Annotated in this window: 19 protein-coding genes and 1 riboswitch; all 19 genes read right to left on the bottom strand. The window is 44.9% G+C overall.

The features are described 5' to 3' along the window. Positions 1 to 101: 101 nt before the first annotated feature. The 19 genes from STRDD12_RS00630 to STRDD12_RS00550 all read right to left on the bottom strand — a co-directional run bounded on the left by STRDD12_RS00630 (position 102) and on the right by STRDD12_RS00550 (position 18,771). Positions 102 to 851 (bottom strand): hypothetical protein, encoded by a 750-nt coding sequence (locus STRDD12_RS00630; RefSeq protein WP_066913935.1) that lies wholly within the window; start codon positions 849 to 851, stop codon positions 102 to 104. Positions 852 to 1,451: 600 nt separating this feature from the next. Beyond that, positions 1,452 to 2,558 (bottom strand): family 8 glycosyl hydrolase, encoded by a 1,107-nt coding sequence (locus STRDD12_RS00625; RefSeq protein WP_066913931.1) that lies wholly within the window; start codon positions 2,556 to 2,558, stop codon positions 1,452 to 1,454. Positions 2,559 to 2,567: 9 nt separating this feature from the next. Beyond that, positions 2,568 to 3,878: a glycosyltransferase family 2 protein gene (locus STRDD12_RS00620; RefSeq protein WP_066913929.1), complete on the bottom strand. Its 1,311-nt coding sequence runs from the start codon at positions 3,876 to 3,878 to the stop codon at positions 2,568 to 2,570. Then, positions 3,878 to 4,015 carry a hypothetical protein gene (locus STRDD12_RS08280; protein ID WP_197456639.1) on the bottom strand — a complete coding sequence of 46 codons (138 nt, stop codon included), beginning with the start codon at positions 4,013 to 4,015 and terminating at the stop codon, positions 3,878 to 3,880. Before STRDD12_RS08280 ends, STRDD12_RS00620 begins: the two co-directional genes overlap by 1 nt. Positions 4,016 to 4,024: 9 nt before the next feature. Then, on the bottom strand, positions 4,025 to 4,828 hold the full coding sequence (locus STRDD12_RS00615) for a hypothetical protein (protein ID WP_066913927.1): 804 nt from the start codon (positions 4,826 to 4,828) through the stop codon (positions 4,025 to 4,027). Next, the gene (wecB, locus tag STRDD12_RS00610; RefSeq protein WP_066913925.1) at positions 4,828 to 5,973 is read right to left on the bottom strand and encodes a non-hydrolyzing UDP-N-acetylglucosamine 2-epimerase; all 1,146 of its coding nucleotides are present in this window, start codon (positions 5,971 to 5,973) and stop codon (positions 4,828 to 4,830) included. Before wecB ends, STRDD12_RS00615 begins: the two co-directional genes overlap by 1 nt. Positions 5,974 to 6,714: 741 nt before the next feature. After that, positions 6,715 to 8,043, bottom strand: coding sequence for an alanine/glycine:cation symporter family protein (locus STRDD12_RS00605; protein ID WP_066913923.1), 1,329 nt, complete (start codon positions 8,041 to 8,043; stop codon positions 6,715 to 6,717). Between the two features lie 206 nt (positions 8,044 to 8,249). Next, a riboswitch (glycine riboswitch) is annotated at positions 8,250 to 8,340 on the bottom strand. A 138-nt stretch (positions 8,341 to 8,478) separates the two neighbouring features. After that, positions 8,479 to 10,653: a prolyl oligopeptidase family serine peptidase gene (locus STRDD12_RS00600; RefSeq protein ID WP_066913920.1), complete on the bottom strand. Its 2,175-nt coding sequence runs from the start codon at positions 10,651 to 10,653 to the stop codon at positions 8,479 to 8,481. A 187-nt stretch (positions 10,654 to 10,840) separates the two neighbouring features. Next, positions 10,841 to 12,019: a phosphoglycerate dehydrogenase gene (locus tag STRDD12_RS00595; protein ID WP_066913918.1), complete on the bottom strand. Its 1,179-nt coding sequence runs from the start codon at positions 12,017 to 12,019 to the stop codon at positions 10,841 to 10,843. 12 nt (positions 12,020 to 12,031) lie between these two features. Then, on the bottom strand, positions 12,032 to 12,577 hold the full coding sequence (locus tag STRDD12_RS00590; RefSeq protein WP_066913916.1) for a GNAT family N-acetyltransferase: 546 nt from the start codon (positions 12,575 to 12,577) through the stop codon (positions 12,032 to 12,034). Beyond that, positions 12,577 to 13,668, bottom strand: a complete 1,092-nt coding sequence (gene serC / locus STRDD12_RS00585; RefSeq protein ID WP_066913914.1) for a 3-phosphoserine/phosphohydroxythreonine transaminase — start codon at positions 13,666 to 13,668, stop codon at positions 12,577 to 12,579. Before serC ends, STRDD12_RS00590 begins: the two co-directional genes overlap by 1 nt. Before the next feature lie 122 nt (positions 13,669 to 13,790). Further along, on the bottom strand, positions 13,791 to 13,991 hold the full coding sequence (locus STRDD12_RS08155) for a hypothetical protein (protein ID WP_156471422.1): 201 nt from the start codon (positions 13,989 to 13,991) through the stop codon (positions 13,791 to 13,793). Continuing rightward, positions 13,988 to 14,386: a hypothetical protein gene (locus STRDD12_RS00580; RefSeq protein ID WP_066913913.1), complete on the bottom strand. Its 399-nt coding sequence runs from the start codon at positions 14,384 to 14,386 to the stop codon at positions 13,988 to 13,990. The genes STRDD12_RS08155 and STRDD12_RS00580 overlap by 4 nt, the downstream gene beginning before the upstream one ends. 68 nt (positions 14,387 to 14,454) lie before the next feature. Beyond that, positions 14,455 to 15,327 carry a 16S rRNA (cytidine(1402)-2'-O)-methyltransferase gene (gene rsmI / locus STRDD12_RS00575; protein ID WP_066913910.1) on the bottom strand — a complete coding sequence of 291 codons (873 nt, stop codon included), beginning with the start codon at positions 15,325 to 15,327 and terminating at the stop codon, positions 14,455 to 14,457. A gap of 2 nt (positions 15,328 to 15,329) precedes the next feature. Beyond that, positions 15,330 to 15,653 (bottom strand): DNA replication initiation control protein YabA, encoded by a 324-nt coding sequence (gene yabA / locus STRDD12_RS00570; RefSeq protein ID WP_066913906.1) that lies wholly within the window; start codon positions 15,651 to 15,653, stop codon positions 15,330 to 15,332. Further along, positions 15,646 to 16,446, bottom strand: coding sequence for a PSP1 domain-containing protein (locus tag STRDD12_RS00565; protein WP_066913905.1), 801 nt, complete (start codon positions 16,444 to 16,446; stop codon positions 15,646 to 15,648). The genes yabA and STRDD12_RS00565 overlap by 8 nt, the downstream gene beginning before the upstream one ends. Continuing rightward, positions 16,443 to 17,321, bottom strand: coding sequence for a DNA polymerase III subunit delta' (locus tag STRDD12_RS00560; RefSeq protein ID WP_066913903.1), 879 nt, complete (start codon positions 17,319 to 17,321; stop codon positions 16,443 to 16,445). Before STRDD12_RS00560 ends, STRDD12_RS00565 begins: the two co-directional genes overlap by 4 nt. Then, on the bottom strand, positions 17,318 to 17,950 hold the full coding sequence (tmk, locus tag STRDD12_RS00555) for a dTMP kinase (RefSeq protein ID WP_066913902.1): 633 nt from the start codon (positions 17,948 to 17,950) through the stop codon (positions 17,318 to 17,320). The genes STRDD12_RS00560 and tmk overlap by 4 nt, the downstream gene beginning before the upstream one ends. 104 nt (positions 17,951 to 18,054) lie before the next feature. Further along, a complete protein-coding gene (locus STRDD12_RS00550; RefSeq protein WP_066913901.1) occupies positions 18,055 to 18,771 on the bottom strand; it encodes a YebC/PmpR family DNA-binding transcriptional regulator in 717 nt (238 codons plus the stop codon). Positions 18,772 to 18,880: the final 109 nt, after the last annotated feature.

The raw sequence follows: 18,880 nt of genomic DNA, 5'->3' as shown, positions 1-18,880 counted from the left end.
AAAAAATAGGCCACAAGCTTCTGGCCTATCTTTTCATAGCTAAGTTTAGGGCGCCCCTCGCGCCTCTTCTGCCATCAGGCCTAAGAAGAGAGCGGTTTTCATCAGGACTGCTCAAGCTTAGCTAATAGCTCTGACAAGTCCGTTAGGCTCTTGACATCTGCTGGATTGAGCCAGAGATGGGCGTCAGAAAGCTTGACAGCTTCTTGAAAATCTGATGAGGTGAGTTGTTTAAAGGTCTCTTGCCACAAGAGCCTACTAATTTCCTGCAAGTTTTCAGTGACATCGTCCGACAGGATTAGAAAACGCCCTTCGCCTAGGTAAAACACTTCCTGGTGACTCGACAAGGTCAACTTGAGGTACTGGGACATGCGTTTAACTGCACGGCGGGTCTGATGTGGAAAGGCCTGTGTGATTTGAAGATAGTTGGACCACTCCAATAAAAGGGCCTGCCCATTTCGGATGGTTAAACTGTCTAACTTATCCTTGAGGACTTGATAACTCGCTTGAGCCTGCTTTTCTTCCTCCTTAAGATGATTGGGTAACTGGTTATCTCTTGTCGACAACCGATAAAATAAACCTGCCAGCATAGCTAACATAACCTCCCATAAGAGCATGTGAATATAAGCTTTTGATAAATCAGCGAAAAACAAGGCTATGACAATACAAGAAAGTCCCAAAAAGATGAGCCCAAACACCAAAAAATCTGTCAACAAAAAGCCAATCAAAACCATCAACAAGATAAGAAAGGCTTCTGTCCAAAAAAGACCACGAATACAGAAGAAACAGATAGCAAACAAAACCATAAGCAGGGTGACCAAAGCATAGGCCGCCCATTCCAATCGTCTTTTCATCTGCGCCTCCCTTCTCTCTTAAACCATTCGCCAGACAGATGATTTATAAGAAAACTTAACCACATTTCCTGATGTCTTCAGTCTAACATGAGAACCAGCAGACTACAATCTATTTATGTCTCAAATGCAATTCTTAACCTGTATTTAAATCTCGTCATAAATGCTAGGTCAACTGTAATAATCGTGACATTTTTACAGATTAGGACAATTTTTGTGCATTAAAATTGCCATTTAGCAAAGAGTTTCTGCTTTAAATAACCCAACTATTACGTCATATCCGAACATTGTTTTACTATTTATTACATTTGTCATCTTGATAAAAGGCATCAATCTGAGCATCCCTCCTTATGATGGGTAAAGGCTTAACCCTTAGCACCCTTTAAATTTAGATATGCAACAATTTGTTGCAAGTCAAGAAATCGCCTATTGGTCAGCTAGAAATTTTCCGAAATTTTTCCTTTGGCTAGCTTCTGCCCGATTTATTTATGTTCTTATCTTCTTTTAATAGGATGCCGTCATATTTTTGCAAAGAAGTTACAGAAAATGACGGTTTAAAAATAAAAAAAGAGTCCGAACTCTCATTCGTGACTCTTTCGTCTGCTACAAGGCTTCCAAAGCTGACAAGGTTGTCAGAGCTGAATCATAGTAGTTATTGCTTGGAAGATTTTGTTGGAAGATGTACTTGTGTTGTTGCACCAGCTTGGTATAGGCACTATTTTTACTTGCCGCTAAGACCACTGGCGCGATAAAACTAGCTGACTGATGGTAATCTACCACTTTGCCCTTGAGGGAATAACCGCCATAAATCGCTTCTTGGGTCATAAAGAAATCCAAAATGCGATCGGTGACAGCTTGCGCCCGCTTATCTTGACTTTGCGCCAAGTTATAAGGGACCCGACAGGCGTTATAGTAATAGTCATCGTCATAGGAAGATGAGATGGTTCCTGCTTTGGCTGCCGAAACACTGCCGTCTGCATTGACCCACATAAAGTCAGGAACGAGACCGGTCTTGGTTTGGTTACTCATTTTTTCCAGCGCCGTCAACATCTTATCATTGACAGTTAGCCAGGTGTTATCACCAGTCAAGTCATAGAAGGCTTGGAATTGGGCTGGCACCACATCAGAAGTCCGCATCAGGTAATGATTTTTTGAGGCTTCATCTGCCCAGTTTCCAAGGGTCAAAACGCCCGTTGTTCTATTGTAGTTATAGGCTAAAATATCTGCCAAAATGGCTTTTGCTTGGTTTTGGTAGCTTTCAGCTTTGTTTTTCCAGACCTGACTCGCCTGAATGAGGGCATAAGCAATGTAAAGGTCACCGTCTGTCGCATTGTTATCATCATCGACAATCTTATCTGTTGTCACTGTCTGGCGCCAAGACATCAATTGAGTGCCATTGTAGCGGTGTTGCAGATAATAGCGATAGAGCTTATCAAAGTCTTCCTGACTAGCCAGGCCTTTTTGCCCAGCTTCTGCCGCGATCAACATGCCATAACTTTGTCCCTCTGACAGGACAACATCCTGATCCCGTGCAGTGTCTGTTTTAACATAGGCAACATCACCACTTGTTTTGACAAAGGTATTCGCCCACTGATGGTAGAGATTGGTTTTGATTTGTCCTGGGGCTTGTTGGCGAGCAAAGATGACTGCGCCGGCTAGAGCGCCAAGAATCGCAACAAACCAGAAATAACGAAAATATGTTTGTTTCACCGGATCCTCCTATCCTGCAAACCGTTTGGTCTTGACCCACTTGGTCTCGCCACGCTTAAGCACCTTATCCAAAATAATTGACGTCACTGAGTCGATAGACACAATGATGAACAGTTGAGAATAGGTAAAGTAAGAAGCAAAAGCCAGCCAGATTTGTTTGGTCGTTGCTTGTCCAAATTGTGAAGCCATGGCAATGTTGATTTGCAAAAGGTAAATCAAAATCATCAAAATCCAGTTAAACAACATAAATTGGGCAATGTAGATATTCTCTGAATCAAAAGTGAAAGGCATGTCCACCCCTGGGAAAAAGACGTGGAGAATCATGGCTAAGACATTGATAAAGAAGATGATGTCTGACAAGACAATGGCTGCATTGAACCAGAAAAAGGTACAAGAATAGTTGAACACTTCAAGCTTCACGCGCCAGTTGCCACGGCCAAAAAGGTGTTTGAAGTTGTCTAAAATAACTTCGTAGTTTCCTTTAGCCCAGCGTTTTCGTTGCATGTAGTAAGACTTTAAGGTCTCAGGTTCTTGTTGGAAAGCTTCTGAATTATAGGCCAAGGCAATCAATTTGCCCGATTGCATAATCTGGAAGGAGATTTCAGTGTCCTCAGTCAAGGCACCGTTTTTCCAGCCACCGATAGATTTTACAAAGTCGGTATTGATGATAAAGTTGGTCCCTGGGATACGTCCAATTTTAAAGGCATTCCACATGCCAACATGGTGGACCCGTTGCGTTACGACAATTTCTTGGTTGATACAACGCGTCAAGAAGTTTTGATTGGCATTACGTGTTTTATTACGTCCAAAGGAAGCGACATGGCGTTCAGGGTCCTTCATCACTTCTTTGACCAAGAAATAAAGGGCATTCTTTTCAGGCATGGCATCGGCATCGTAGACACAAATGTAATCACCTTGAGCCACTTGCAGGGCATCGTTTAGCACCCCTGCCTTACCACCTGTCCCTGTCCGGGCCACAATTTTAACATTGCGGTCACGGTACTGAGGCTGTTGGTAGACCCGCATCATCTCATCGTAGGTATTGTCATCACAGTTATCGGCATAAAGACGCACTTCGACACGGTCATGTGGGTAATTTAAATCCAAAATCGCCTTGGTCGTTTGCGCAATGACCACATCTTCATTGTGGGCAGGGACAACAATCGTAACCATTGGGTATTCAGGAAGCGGCGATGTGTCCACCTTGAAATCGGAATGTTTCAACCAAAAACGAACACTTGACGCTAAAACGACAATAGCCCAGGCCAAAGAAATCCAAATGGAAATCATGGTGAACATCATTAAAAATTGACTAATCATTATTTGCGCACCGCCTTAAAGTTTTTATTGACGCGATTCGAAATAATCACGTAGCAGATAAAGAGAGTGACAAAACCAAGGGTAAAAATCAAACTCATGACTGCAGATAGAATGAAAAATAGGGTAGAGAGATTCATGAAGCCTCCTTAGTATTCCACGATAATGTCTGTTTCCAACTGGCGTTCCAGATTTTTAGTGGCATCTGCGAAATGGGCAAATTTTTCCAAGTTAGTTTGGTCAAAAGCAAGATAACCACGCTGGTACTGCACCAAACGTTCACTCGAACGTGTCTTAAAGTGAAATTCGGTCAAGCCTTGGCGCCATTCCTTGAGATACCTTTCCTCCAGATTGTCAGACAGGTCGCTAGACAAAATCAGCATGTGCCCCTTGCCCAGGTAATAAACTTTCTCATTCTCAGAAACCTGTTGGTTGAGGTAAGCATGGATACGAGCAATCATTTGGGCAAACTCCTTGGCTGAAATTTGCCAGAATTGTTCATTATGCGCCCAGTGAATCAATAGCGCTTGAAAGCCTTCTGATTGGTTCGCCGCCAAAGCCCCATGAAGCCAATTGTAAGCATTACGCGCTTCACGGTATTCGACTTTTACAGGGGCAAAACGGACCCGACGCGCCCGATTAACACGCAAAGCCAAAAAGAGCACGATAGGAAAGGTGGCTTCTAAGATTAGGACAGCCAGACTGCTGAGGAAATTAACACCAAGAACCAAAGCAATCACAGAGATACCAAATCCCAATAAAATCATCCAAGTCACTAAGGCATCCGTCACAACGGCAATCGTAAAGACGGCAATAACCATGATGAAGGCCTCAACAGCCAAAATACTAGGTGCAACCAGTTGTGTCAAGAGTAAGAAGCCTAGAATAACAATCACTAGCGTCGCTAAGGATTCTTCAAAGGCATACTTGCGGTAAATTCCTTGTTCTTCCATTAGTTTGATTTAAACTCCTCAGGTCGTTCTCCCTTACCAAAGTAAGAGGCAATAGCTTGTGCAATACGTTTGGAGGCGTGACCATCCCCGTAAGGGTTGCTAGCCTGCGACATGCTGTCATAGAGAGCTTGGTCCGTCAAAAGAGCTTCCATGGCTTCTCGGACTGCCTCGCTTTCAGTTCCCACAAGTTTTAGGGTCCCAGCTGCAACCCCTTCAGGCCGCTCTGTCGTATCACGTAAAACCAAGACAGGTTTTCCCAATGATGGGGCTTCTTCTTGAACCCCACCAGAGTCTGACATGATAAAGTGACTGCGCGCAGCGACATTATGAAAATCCAAAACATCCAAAGGAGCGATCAAATGAATGCGAGGGTCATCACTCAAAATTTCTTTGGCCGCTTCTTGAACTGCCGGACTCAAATGCACCGGGTAAATCACTTCAACATCGTCATGCTGATCGACGACATCCCGCAAGGTCCGAAACACGCGACGCATAGGTTCGCCCTGATTTTCACGGCGGTGCATGGTCACAAGAACGATGCGTTTATCAGCAGCAATGGCATCTAAGACCTCATGACGGTAGTCCTCGGTGACGGTTGTATTGAGGGCATCAATAGCTGTATTTCCTGTAATATAGATGGCTTCTTCCGGATGATTTTCCAGTGTTAGGTTGGCCTTACTTTCTGTCGTTGGCGCAAAGTACAAATCCGTCAAATCATCGGTCATTTGGCGATTCATTTCTTCTGGAAATGGAGAATACTTGTTCCAGGTCCTAAGTCCTGCTTCCACATGACCAATACGAACTTGGTTATAAAAAGCAGCCAAACTAGCAGCAAAGGTGGTGGTTGTATCCCCATGCACCAAAAGAATATCGGGCGCTTCTTCTTTGATAATCCCATCTAATTGGTTCAAAATCTTGACGGTGATATCACTGAGGGTTTGGTTTTTCCCCATAATATCCAAGTCATAGTCTGGTTCCACTTTAAAAGTCTCCAGCACCTGGTCAAGCATTTGACGGTGTTGTGCTGTTACAACAGTCACCGTTTCAAATAAATCTGGTTGTGCTTGAAGTTGTAAGACCAACGGAGCCATTTTTATAGCTTCAGGTCGTGTTCCAAAAACCAGCATCACCTTAATCTTTGACATATTGTTCTCCTTTTTTTAATCGCCTCATTGCGCTCACCACGTCGCCTTTTGCAGTCCTGCGATAAGTTTCAAAAGACTTACTAGAAGTGTATCATCTCCCCATCTGATTATCAAAGCAATTACGTCATCTTTTTGTGTTTTAATCTTTATTTAAAATTGGTGTCACAATGGAGCGCTTTCTTGTAACACTTCATTTTTTTTGCAAAGAATTTTTCCTTTTATGATTTGTTAATAACAATATAAGCCACAAGTTAAGATAAAGCTTGTTTAAGTTACGTCAGTTATTTATCCCCTTATATTTCAGATGACTAAAATTAAACTATAATTCTTACTAAGAATTCAACCTTTTCTGTCTTTAATCTTCATAAACACGATCAATAGCATTTCGCATTATAGTAATCAATTATTTTGAGTGCTTTCAGAAAATATCAATTTACAGACATTTCCTCTATTTTCTTAATCAATGCCTTTTTGGACTCTTTTGACTCATTTTTCATCATAATCTTATCATAAACAGACAAATTCTGATTTTTTAACTGTTTTTATTTATGTATATATAGCTCTTTTTCCTTTCTTTAAACTGAAACATTCTGTCATAAAAGAAGAATTAACGTTCGTTTTTCAAGGATTTGAGGGACTCATTTCTCATGGCGACAAAGGCTAGCGAAAATGACCGACAAAAAAAGAACCTCTACGGTTCTTTTTCTATGCTATAATTCATAGACCCCCTCTGAGTCTTAGTTAGTCCTTCTTGGCAAAGTAACGCTTGGTCTCTGAGATGATGACAGGCGACAAAGCCAAGAGGGCGATAAGGTTTGGCAAGGCCATGAGCGCATTAACAATATCGGCAATAATCCATACGGCATTGAGCGACAAGAAGCCACCCAACAGCACCATTGCCACAAAAATCCAACGATAGAGCCAAATATACTTGACCCCAAACAAGAACTCAAAACACCGCTCGCCATAGTAGTTCCAGCCCAAAATTGTCGTAAAGGCAAAGAGGACTAAGAAAATGGTCAAAAGGCTAGGCCCTAAGTTCCCAAAAACGGTTGAAAAAGCTGACTGGGTCAAGGAAACACCGTTGAGGGAGCTATCCCAAACACCTGTCGTCAAAATCGTCAGACCTGTCAAGGTACAGATAATCAAGGTATCAATAAAGGTCCCAGTCATGGATATCAGGCCTTGTTCAACAGGTTCGTTGGTTTTAGCAGCGGCTGCTGCAATCGGCGCAGAACCCAGACCGGATTCATTGGAAAAGACCCCGCGTGCCACACCATTTTGAATGGCCATACGCACACTGGCACCCGCAAAGCCACCTACTGCTGCTGTAGGGCTAAAAGCTGAGGTCACCACCATGATTAAGGTTGGAAGTAATTTGTCCCAGTTAAAGGCAATAACTGTCACCGTACCGATAATATAGATAATGGCCATAAAAGGCACGACTGCCGTTGAAACCTTTGAGATGGATTGCAGGCCACCAAAGACCGCAATCGCAACCAAAACCGCTAAAATAGTGGCTGTAATAGCCGGGGAAATCTGGGTGGTGTTGTAAACTGATTCGGTAATCGAATTCACCTGAGTGAAGGTCCCAATCCCTAAGAGAGCCACTAAGAGGCCAGCAAAGGCAAAGAAGATGGCCAAAGGGCGCCATTTTTCCCCCATCCCAAGGAGGATATAATGCATGGGCCCACCCGCAATCGCCCCATTTGTGTCCTTACGGCGAAACTTGATAGCCAAAAGTCCCTCAGAATACTTGGTTGCCATCCCAAAAAAGGCAGCCATCCACATCCAAAAGAGGGCTCCAGGGCCACCTACCTTAATGGCTGTCGCAACCCCGATAATATTCCCAGTTCCGACGGTTGCCGCCAAGGCTGTACACAAGGCGGCAAAACTAGAAACATCCCCATGCCCCTTGTCTTGGACAAAGATGAGTTTAAAGGCTTTGGGAAGACGGACAATCTGTAAAAGTCCCAAACGCAGGGTCAAATAAATACCTGTCCCCACCAACAAGATCAAAAGAGGCGGCCCCCAAACAAAGCTATCCACTTGATTTAAAAACGTTACCATGTCTACTCCTTTTTGGACCTTTTATTGACTAAAGGGTCCCTATGATTGGCCACGCCACACTACCGTTAGTACGAAAATTGCTTAAGACATGCTCAGGAGTTGGGACTTTACAGGTTGACATCAGAAAATAAAACAGAGCCTAGAACAGCTGTCCTAGACTCTGGAGGGGCAAATCCGTTAACAAACCATTGTTCATAGCTTGTCGGCTTCATCGCTCTGTCCTTTTACCTGAGAGTTTGAGTAGCTCTTGCTACCTTGCCCCTTCGGTGCCTTTACGGTCTCTCCAGAGTTCCGTCCATTTCACAGTCGCAAACGCATGCTTCTGAAAAACTTCATTCGGTTTATGTGTTGTGTTCTTATATTTTAGACAAAAATAAGCTTAAGGTCAATAGGCCTCAGCTTATTTTAATAATGTAAACGTTTTTAACCAGTGTTTTAGGCCTTGACTTGCGCATTTAGCCAAGCGAAAATTGAGTCAAAGCTTTGCCCCTGAGAGTTAGCTTTGGCATCTCCACCAAAAGTAGGGTCTGTTGCGACCATACCAGATAAGCCGTCCCAAGTGCGAGCATTTTCAGGTTTTTGCACGCCATTGACTTGATTATTAAAGAGGCGAACCCATGACCAGTGCCCATTATAAGTCACATCTGGAAATTGACTCCCTCGATTGCTTTCAAACAAGGATAACCACTTGTTGCTAGCACCCGCTTGCAGGATTTGTTTGTAGAAAGGCTCGACATTATCCGATGCGACTACCGTTTGGTCTGAGCTGGTTTGTAATAGCCACATAGGTTGGTTAAATAAGTTGCTTAAGCCTTGGTTCGTCAGGGTTTTATTGCTATCGAGCACAGCCGAAAAAGGAGCTGCAATGGGTACAAGGCTGGCAAAATAATCCGGATAGGTCGCTCCCATCGTGACGACCATCCCGCCACCGTTAGAGGCCCCCAAGAGGTGAATGCGCTTAGGGTCTACGCTAGGGTGACTGGCCACGTAATCTTGCACAGCTGCCATTAAATCTGCTGCCAGGTTAGCACTCCAAGCCTGAGGACTTTGCAGGACCAAAACATGGGCACCCTTGTGCTGTCCTGAACGACTTGTCCAAGAACTTTGTAGATCCTCTTGAGTCAGCCGAACCACATTGCTGGCCAAAATAGGGATATTGACATCCGTACCAACTTCCCCAATCCCATGCAACCAAACCACCAAAGGCACAGGGTCTTCTGCTGTCACCCCATCTGGTTGATAGGCGGCATAGTGCAAGCGCCCATAACTCCCACGCTCACTAAAACGCTCAGTATTGTCATAGAGGCGGTGGTTAATGGCATCTTGACTGGAGTCCAACCACTGGATGTCCTTGGTGCTGTCAGCCTGAAGTTGCAAGTCATCCACATCAATGCGGTAATTGGTCGCCCATTTATTGCTAAAACTAGCCAAATCGAAGGATAAAGGTGTGGCGTTACGGCTCGTATCCTTGGCATCATAAATCACTTCTAACTCCAAGGTCACATAAGAAGAACTATCAAAATAGATGACATGCCCGGAGGCGTCAGAAACGTAAGAATTGGTGATTTTTCGTGGAGAGCCAGCTAAAATAACTTGAGAACCTGCATGAACCACGTCCGGTGTCACTTTTTGATTGAGGGCTAGAATGACTTTAGAAACCGCAGGACCAAACTCATAACTGTCTAAGACCATTGTTGTCTCAACAGTCGCAATCTTATCGCTATCTGTCGTGGCTACCCCAAACTCATTAAGGTGATAAGTTTTCCCGTCAAGCACAAGCGTGCTATTGGTGACCAAATCACCTGTATCCGCTGCATAATAGTAAGCAAATCCATCCCGATTGGCCAACTGTCCCTTGACTTGGCTACCATCTGCATTAAAGTAAAGATTTTGACCATTGATAAGCTGCGCACCTGTCACTTTAAGACCAGAAGCATCCAGATAATACCACTGGCCGTCGACCCCAACAAAACGGTTGGTCCAGCGGTCACCAGTATCTGCATCGTAAAAATACGATTGGCCTTGCGCGTCTGTCGCAAAGGCACCTTTGACTTGCTTGCCATCGGCTGCAAAAAACAGGGTTTGTCCATTAATGGTCTGCGTCCCTGTGACTGCTTGACCATCTGCCCCATAGTAGTACCAACTACCATCGGTTCCTTCCTGAAAACCTGTTAGGTTAGCCGACTGGTTCACAGCCCCCAAAACAGCAGATACAGTGCCATCTGCCGAAACCTTACTATCAGCCAAAAGAACATTTTCATCTGCCTGATCAGAAGGGGTTGCTGTCACAGCAGCACTTTCCTTCTCAGTCTCTTTCGCTTCAAAAGATGGCGATGATTCGGCTTGGCTCTCTGCTCCTTGAAGGCCTGTGGCTTCCCCAGAGACCGATTGATTTTGGGCCTCACTTGGGGCCTGAGCTAACAAGGTCTGGTCGGATTGGTCAGACACAAGAACCTGTTCTTGATCACTTGATGCTTTCGCGTCACTTGTTGCCAAGTCATCAGCAGATACCGTGACTGCCCCCACAAAAAAACTGGCCAGAAGGGTCAGCGAAGCTAAGCCGCCTTTAACCTTACGTAAACTATACCAAGTGGCATTTTCTTTTTTCATCTTATCTCTCCTTTAAGTGATAAGACAATCTTATCATTTCAATGACAGTTTAGCCATACCATTAAGAAAATGTTAAGTAAACCACATCTTTTCGTTACGCTTCTTTAACAATAATTCACAAACAGTTCCTGTAAAATCATTTTTCGCAGTAAAAAAGCCTGGGGGTTGACCCCAGACTCTCTTTTGCTTAACGATTATCAATCACGCGCACGCGCACAATATTTTCACTCCCTTGAAAGGCAGCCAGCAAGTCTTGAACCTTGGCTTCATCACTCTCATCAAGATCCAAAAGCGTATAAGCATAATCCCCTTTGGACTTGTTGATAATGTTTGCGATGTTGATACCAGCTTCAGAGACAGCCGTTGAAATACGAGCCACAATGTTTGGCACGTTTTTGTTGATTAGGGTCAGACGGTAAGGTGCAGACAAGCTCTGTTCCACATTAGGGAAATTGACTGAGTTAACAATCTCACCTGTTTCCATAAAACGTCGTATGGTTTGACCAGCCATAATGGCACAGTTGAGTTCAGCTTCTGCGGTTGATCCCCCCACATGTGGAAAGACCGTGATATGCTCCTGATTGAGCAAGTCCTCAGTCCCAAAGTCTGTGATATAGTTTTTGACGACACCTGTTTCGATAGCATCGAAAAGGGCTTGGTTGTCAACCAACTCACCACGGGCAAAGTTGATAATGGTCACACCCTTTGGCATCAAGGCAAAAGCCTCAGCATCAAAGGTATGTCGGGTGCCATCATTCAAGGGCACGTGGATGGTGATATAGTCAGACTGAGCAAAAATGTCTTTAATATCTTGTACCCTTTGGACATGACTGGAAATGTTCCAAGCGGTTTCGATAGAAACGTAAGGGTCGTAACCAAGAACTGTCATGCCTAAGCGGCGGGCATCATTTGCAATCCGAGCGCCAATAGCGCCAAGCCCGATGACACCCAAGGTTTTACCAGCAATCTCGCTTCCTGCAAAAGCTTTTTTACCCGCTTCTACTTGTTTAGGCACATCAGCCCCACTTAAGGTATTGACCCATGCGTTAGCGCCTAGGTAGTCTCGGGCAGACATGAGCAAGGAAGCAATCACAGCTTCTTTGACCGCATTGGCATTGGCACCAGGTGTGTTAAAGACCACAATCCCCGCTTCCGTCGCTTCTTCAATAGGGATATTGTTGGTTCCAGCACCAGCACGGGCAATCGCTTTTAATTGGCTAGGAAAGACTTGACCGTGGAGGTTTTCACTCCGAAGGATATAGGCATCAGGATTGACAGCCTTCTCCCCATCAATTTGAAAGCCATTGCCCAGTTCTTTAAGGCCAATTTTATTAATATTATTGTAGGTTTTTACGCTATAAACCATTCCTTCTCCTTTTTATTGGAATCCATCTTCTGCATCAATTTCTTGATAGCGTGCTTTTTCGTGGGCTTGCTTAATTTTTTGATAAGCCAGACGCCCCGTGGCTACAGGAACTTGGCCACAATAGACAAAGCCCAAACGCTCTAGCAATTTTTGCATGCCTTTATTTTGGGGATGCGTATCCGCCCGAAAGTCTGGACCTTCATGGCCTTCAATCAAGCCCTGCAAAAAGGTCTTACCGTAGCCTTTGCCCTGATGAGATGGGGAAACCACCATCCGATGAAAGACCGTGTAGATGTGGTTTTTGTGACGCCATTGGCCATCAAAAATCGCATCATAAGCCCTTTCGTGACCGGTGATGACCGCTGAGTAAGCCACAATCTCACCCTCAACTAGGCCCACATAAGCCTGACCTTCCAAAATGTCAGTCAAAATCACGTCTTCATGTGGATAGCCATCTTGCCACTGGTCACTCCCATAGGCAGCCATCTGCTCACGCCCTGCTTCGATAAGGGCCATAATTGGGCCCACCTCATTTGGAAAAGCTTGACGAATCTGCATTAGGCATTTTCCTCTTCAAAACGTTTCATAAAGGCAATTAAATCCTCAACCCCTTGGCGTGGAAAGGCATTGTAAAGGCTAGCACGCATGCCCCCAACGGAACGATGACCTTTGATGTTTTTAAATCCAAGTGGTGTTGCTTCCGCAACAAATTTCGCATCTAAGTCTGGACTTGGGGTCACAAAAGGCACATTGGCGACCGAACGATCTTTTGGTGTTTTAACAGGGTTGCTGTAAAAGTCAGATTGTTCGATAAAATCATAGAGCAGTCCAGATTTTTCACGGTTAGCTGCTTCCATAGCATCAACGCCACCCATTTCTTTAACCCAATCAAAGACCAACTTCGCAATATAGATAGAGTAAGCTGGTGGTGTGTTGTAAAGAGATTGCGCATCTGCTTGAATGCGATAATCCAACATTGATGACAAGACAGGTTGATCGTTGAGGAAATCATCGCGAATAATCACAACCGTTACCCCTGCAGGCCCAATGTTTTTCTGCGCACCAGCATAAATCATGGCAAAATCTTCCACATTGTAACGAACGGCCAAAATATTTGATGACATATCTGCTACAATCGGAACACCGTTGGTATCAGGCAAGTCGTAAATGCTGGTTCCTTCAATCGTGTTATTGGTCGTCAGATGCACATATGCCGCATCCGGATCAATGCTTGTCGCATCAAAGGTCGGGATATGGTCATAGACAGTCTCCTCACTAGAAGCTAGCAAGATTGGTTCAAAAGGAATGGTTTTTGATAACTTAACAGCCTCTGTATAGGCCTTTTTCCCCCAAGAACCACCAACCAGGTAATAGGCTTTTTTCCCTTGGGCCAGATTGAGCGGAATCATGCTAAACTCCAGGGAAGCTCCCCCTTGTAAAAAGAGCACCCGGTAATTGTCAGGAATAGCCATGAGCTCACGCAAAGTTGCCTCTGCCGATTTGATAATTTCATCAAATTCTTTGGAACGATGGGACATTTCCAACACACTCATGCCGGACCCTTGGTAATCCAAGAGTTCTTTTTGCGCTTGTTCTAAGACAGGCTTTGGCAGGACTGCAGGTCCCGCAGAGAAATTATAAATCGTCATAGACATACCTCCGTATAAATATGATGCTATTATAGCATAAAAGTCAGCAACTGGGAATATTTTACTGATTATCAGAAAAATAAATTTATAAAAATTCGGCAATAAAAAAGGAGCTGAGTTTTTTACTCAGTTCCTGTAATGACTGTCGAATAGGTTTCCGTTGGCCCTTGTGACGTGTAGTGGGTAGACCAGGTGGTTTCAGGCTCGTATATCACAGAAGACCAGGTGGTTGTGTTGCCCCCAGTCGTAGTGGTCCCACCCGTTGTTGTCGTGGTGGTTCCTCCTGTCGCTGGTGCCGTATAGGTTGAGTCAGGTACCGTCACTGTCTCAGTCGGAGCACTGGCACTAGATGCTTGTGGCTGACTGCTACTTGCTGGTGTTGCTGGAGCTGACGAACTAGATGACGCTTCCTTGCTCTTATCAGCCTTGTCCTTCTTCTGACTAGCCTTATCACTGGAAGCAGCCTCTTTGACCTTACTGGCTTGTTTTTCGTCTGAGCTACCATCTTGGTCTGGGAAACCGGCATGGTTTCAGCCACACCCGTCACGACCGTTCCACCAAGACTGACAAAAAAGAAAGACATCAAAAGCCAATTGAACATCACGCGCTGATAAGCCACATTACGTACCCCATGGCGTCGAATATAGTGTGCTTCTTTGAGCACTGTTCCAACATAAATGGCAAAAACACCTGCTGCAATAAGTCCCCAGACCTGCATGTCGCCCTCCACATATTATTATGTACTTATTATATCTTAAACGGTCACCTTGTGCAAGTATTTTATCCTTATTCTGTCATGTTTTTATCATGAAACTGTCGATACAAGTCCTGGCGATTGAGCCCCAAACTTTTGGCAACTGTTTTGATTGCCTGATTAGGCTTGTCACCCTGTGCAATTTTACTAGCTACTAGCGCTAAGGGGTCTGCTCCTGCTTCCGCACTAGGGCTCTCAGCCTCGGCGCCGGATACGATGACAAGACATTCGCCTTTGGCAGGGACATCCTCTAAATAAGACATAATTTCAGATAGCGTCCCCCGTTGGTATTCTTCAAATAGTTTTGTCAACTCACGGACCAAAACCACTTGTCGGTCCCCATAGACCTCCTTGAGAGTTGCTAAGGTCTGAGCAATGCGGTAAGGGGATTCGTAAAAAATTTGTGTCTCAGGGTAGGTCTTTTTGGCTTCTAAAAAGCGTTTTTGGGCCCCAGTTTTCCGAGGCAAAAAGCCATAAAAAATATGTGGTTGCGGAGCCAAGCCACTGGCAATCAGCGCTGTTATCCCCGCACTAGCTCCCGGTAGGGCGATGACGGCAATCCCTTTTTCAATGGCAGCCTTCACCAAATCATGGCCTGGGTCTGAAATGCTAGGCATTCCAGCGTCTGACACCTGAGCGATGCTTTCTCCTGCTTGGAGCCGAGCCAGCAAGCCTGGGATTTTTTCGTAGGCATTATGCTCATGAAAACTGATTTGCTTGGTCTTAATCTCAAAATGCTGGAGCAGGATTCCTGTTGTCCGCGTGTCTTCTGCAGCGATAAGGGCCACCTCCTGCAAAATCTTAACGGCACGAAAGGTCATGTCTTCTAGGTTACCGATTGGTGTTGGTACCAGATACAGCTGCCCCTGCTCCCTTTGGTCTTTAAAACTCTTTTGTACCTGCATAGCTACTCCCGATTCAACAATTCATCACAAAACATGCATTCCCCATCTCTGCGTTGGCCATAGTAGGTGTTGCAGACATGAAAGCCATCGTCATAAATGGTGTGGAGATTGTCCACTTGGTGATTGCTCGATTTTTTCACGGGTTTTTCTTCTTGTGTCAAATCAGCCAAGCGTTGCCGTAATTTCTCATTTTCCAGGCGCAGGTTGGCATTTTGCTCTAAAAGGGTATCGAGCTCCTTTTTGAGAGCCTCTACATCCGCTAGAGTGACCATAAGGTTTTGCGAAAAATCATCAAATAAAGATAAGAGACGTCTGCGGTCAGACATTGAATGTTACCTCCTCTAGTGGGTAAATCAGCTGATGTTTGCTAGCGTCCAATCGAACTTTGACAGTTTCAGACAGGATGTTAATGCCAGCAATTTGCCCTGAACCATCCTTTGTCTCGACTGCCTGTCCCAAGTCTGGAAAGCGTTTTTGCGATTCCCGGTAAAAATCCTCTTCGTAGCTCAGACAGCACAAGAGGCGGCCACACAGGCCTGTATTTTTGTTGTTATTGAGTGACAATTGTTGGTTTTTCACCATCTTGATGGAAACCGTTGGAAAATCGCCTAAAAAGCTCGAACAACACAAGGGACGGCCACAAACGCCTAGACCGCCATATACCTTGGCTTCCTCCCGACTATTAATCTGACGCAACTCAATGCGGGCGCGAAAGAGCTTGGCCAAATCTTTTAGCAACCCACGAAAATCCACTCGGTGGTTGGCCGTGTAGGTAATCAAAACTTGCTTGCGGTCCAAGGGGTAAGTGATGGCGACCAGCTTCATGGGCAACTGATGGGCAGCAATCAAGTCCTCGACGGCTTGACGTTTGTCCCTAGCCAAGGCCTCATTGCGCGCATTTTCCGTCAAATCACGATCTGAAGCCAGACCAATGATTTGGTCAAACTCCTTTGGCAAATAGCGGTCTTCGACCTGACGACTGGCTGCCATGACAACAGCCAAATGTGGCGCTTTATTATGTTTAACAATCAGATGTTGGCCTTCTTTATATGCACGGTCTGGGCGCACATAGCCAACTTCCTGCACACTATCAAATTTTACTGCTAAAACTTCTGTCATGACATCACCATATACTCTAATGCGTTTTGAAAGCTCACATGGCTTTGCCACATGGCTTGAGCTTTAAAAGCCTTTTGGGTCCAATGCAGGGCTGATTGGGGCTGTAAAAGACGCAAGGATTGAACTAAAACTTGAAAAATAAAGGCCTGCTCTTCCTTGTCATTGGCCTTACTAGCCAAGCGGTCTGCTTCAATAAAAGCCAAAGGCTGTTCCAGCTGTTTGACGAATCGTTCCACCGCTTGAACCAAATCTAGTAAGTGCTTGTCTGTGACAAAGCGCGCCATCTGCTCCTCACTGCTTAAGACTTCTGTTAATAATTTAGCCTTACTCGGCAAATGTCCTGCCTGCTCAAAGTAGGCTTGAATCAATGGGCGGTTCTTGGAAAAATGAAAACTCTGCACACGGCTACGAATCGTTGGCAAAATGCGGTCCTGCTCTGTCGTTAGAAAAAAGACATAGGAAGCCGACTGGGGTTCTTCGATAAATTTCAGCAAACTATTGGCCGCATTGACGTGCATTTTTTCGGCTTCTTGGATAATAAAGACTTGAGCCTCTCCCTCATAGCCACTTTGGGAGAATTCTCTGGTCATCTCACGGATGGTTTGTGTTTTTATGGTCTGCCCTTCTGGCGCAATCCATTTGACATCTGAAAATTCCCTGGCTGCTATTAAACGACAAGAACGGCACTGACCGCAAGGCCAGGCATCTCGAGACACCTCACAAAACAAACTTTGAGCCAAGGCTTGAGCCATGGCCTTAGCGCCAAAACTGCCACTAAAAAGATAGGCATGACTAAGCCTGTGATTGGCTAGAATGTGTGTGAATTCTTGGTAACGTTCCGGTTGCCATTCCTGCAAGGGAAAATCTTCACTCATGATAAAACCTCAGAAATAAGGGCTAAACTTTCCTCAAGTATAACCTCGGGCGTTTTTTGTGCATCCAGCACTTTGATGCGTTCTGGAACTTGCTCAGCCAAGGTCAAATAGGTCTGGCGCACCTTCTGGTGCATGGTCGCAGCCTCTAAGTCTAAGCGGTTGATTTCCCGACCTTGTCCAGCCATAATCCGGGCCAAGCCCTGTTCAGACGGGATGTCTAAAAGCAGGGTCAAATCTGGTAAAAGCCTATCCGTCGCAAAGGCATTGAGCCATTGAATACTGGCCAAATCCAATCCACGGCCACCCCCTTGATAAGCCACTGACGAATCGATAAAACGGTCCAAAATTACCCATTTGCCTGCTTCTAAGGCTGGAAGGACCTTCTCCACCAAATGCTGGCGTCGAGCTGCCATGTAGAGCAAGAGTTCTGTCTTTTTGTCCATGGTCGTGTGGTTAACATCCAAAATAACCTTACGAATCTGCTCGGCAATCTGCACCCCTCCCGGTTCACGTGAGGTGACAACTTCAACCTCAAATGCCTTGGCCACTGCAGGCGCCAAGATTTCTAATAAAGTAGTTTTTCCAGAGCCGTCTGGCCCTTCAATGGTAATCAGTTTTCCTTGTGTCATATCTCTTTCATTTTACCACAAAAAACAGCCAAGCTTAAGTAGTTTCCGATAAAAAAAGAAGCGGGAAAGTCGACCATTTCCTGCCTCTTTTGGGCTATCAAGGCTTACAAGCCTTCAACATTGTGATAAACCTTTTGAACGTCTTCATCGTCTTCTAAAACATCAATCAGTTTTTCAAAGGTTTCTAAATCTTCACCTTCAAGTGTGACTTCACTTTGTGGAATCATTTCCAACTCAGTGACTTGGAATTCCTCGATGCCATTTGCTCGCAAGGTTTCTAAGGCCTTGTGGAGGTCTGTTGGTTCTGTGTAGACTGTGATGGTGCCTTCTTCTGCTTCGACATCTTCCACATCCACATCAGCTTCTAACAGTTGCTCAAAGATAGCATCCGCATCATCTCCTGAAAAGACAATGACTCCCTTACGGTCAAAGAGGTAGGCTACTGAGCCAGAAGCTCCCATGTTCCCCCCGTTTTTCCCAAATGCTGTCCGTAAGTTAGCAGCGGTACGGTTGACATTTGACGTCAAAGTATCCACAATAATCATGGAACCATTAGGACCAAAACCTTCGTAACGCCCTTCTGTAAAGGTTTCGTCTGTGTTTCCTTTAGCCTTGTCGATCGCTTTGTCAATGACATGTTTTGGTACCTGTGCTTGTTTGGCACGCTCGATGACAAACTTCAAAGCTGAGTTTGACTCAGGATCTGGTTCCCCTTTTTTAGCTGCTACATAAATTTCTACGCCGAATTTTGCGTAAACTTTTGAGTTAGCCCCATCTTTAGCTGTTTTTTTAGCTACAATATTGGCCCATTTACGTCCCATGTTAGTCTCCTTTATGTTTTCAATCGCCTTTCATTATAGCACAAGACAGGCTAGGCCTCAATGCCTAAGCATACTTCCACAGCCTTTTTTAGGTCTTGGACCAGCTAAT

Source organism: Streptococcus sp. DD12 (genome assembly GCF_001578885.1).
Taxonomy (GTDB): domain Bacteria; phylum Bacillota; class Bacilli; order Lactobacillales; family Streptococcaceae; genus Streptococcus.
The sequence above is the reverse complement of the archived record's forward strand: the minus strand, read 5'-3'. Positions and strand labels throughout refer to the sequence as shown.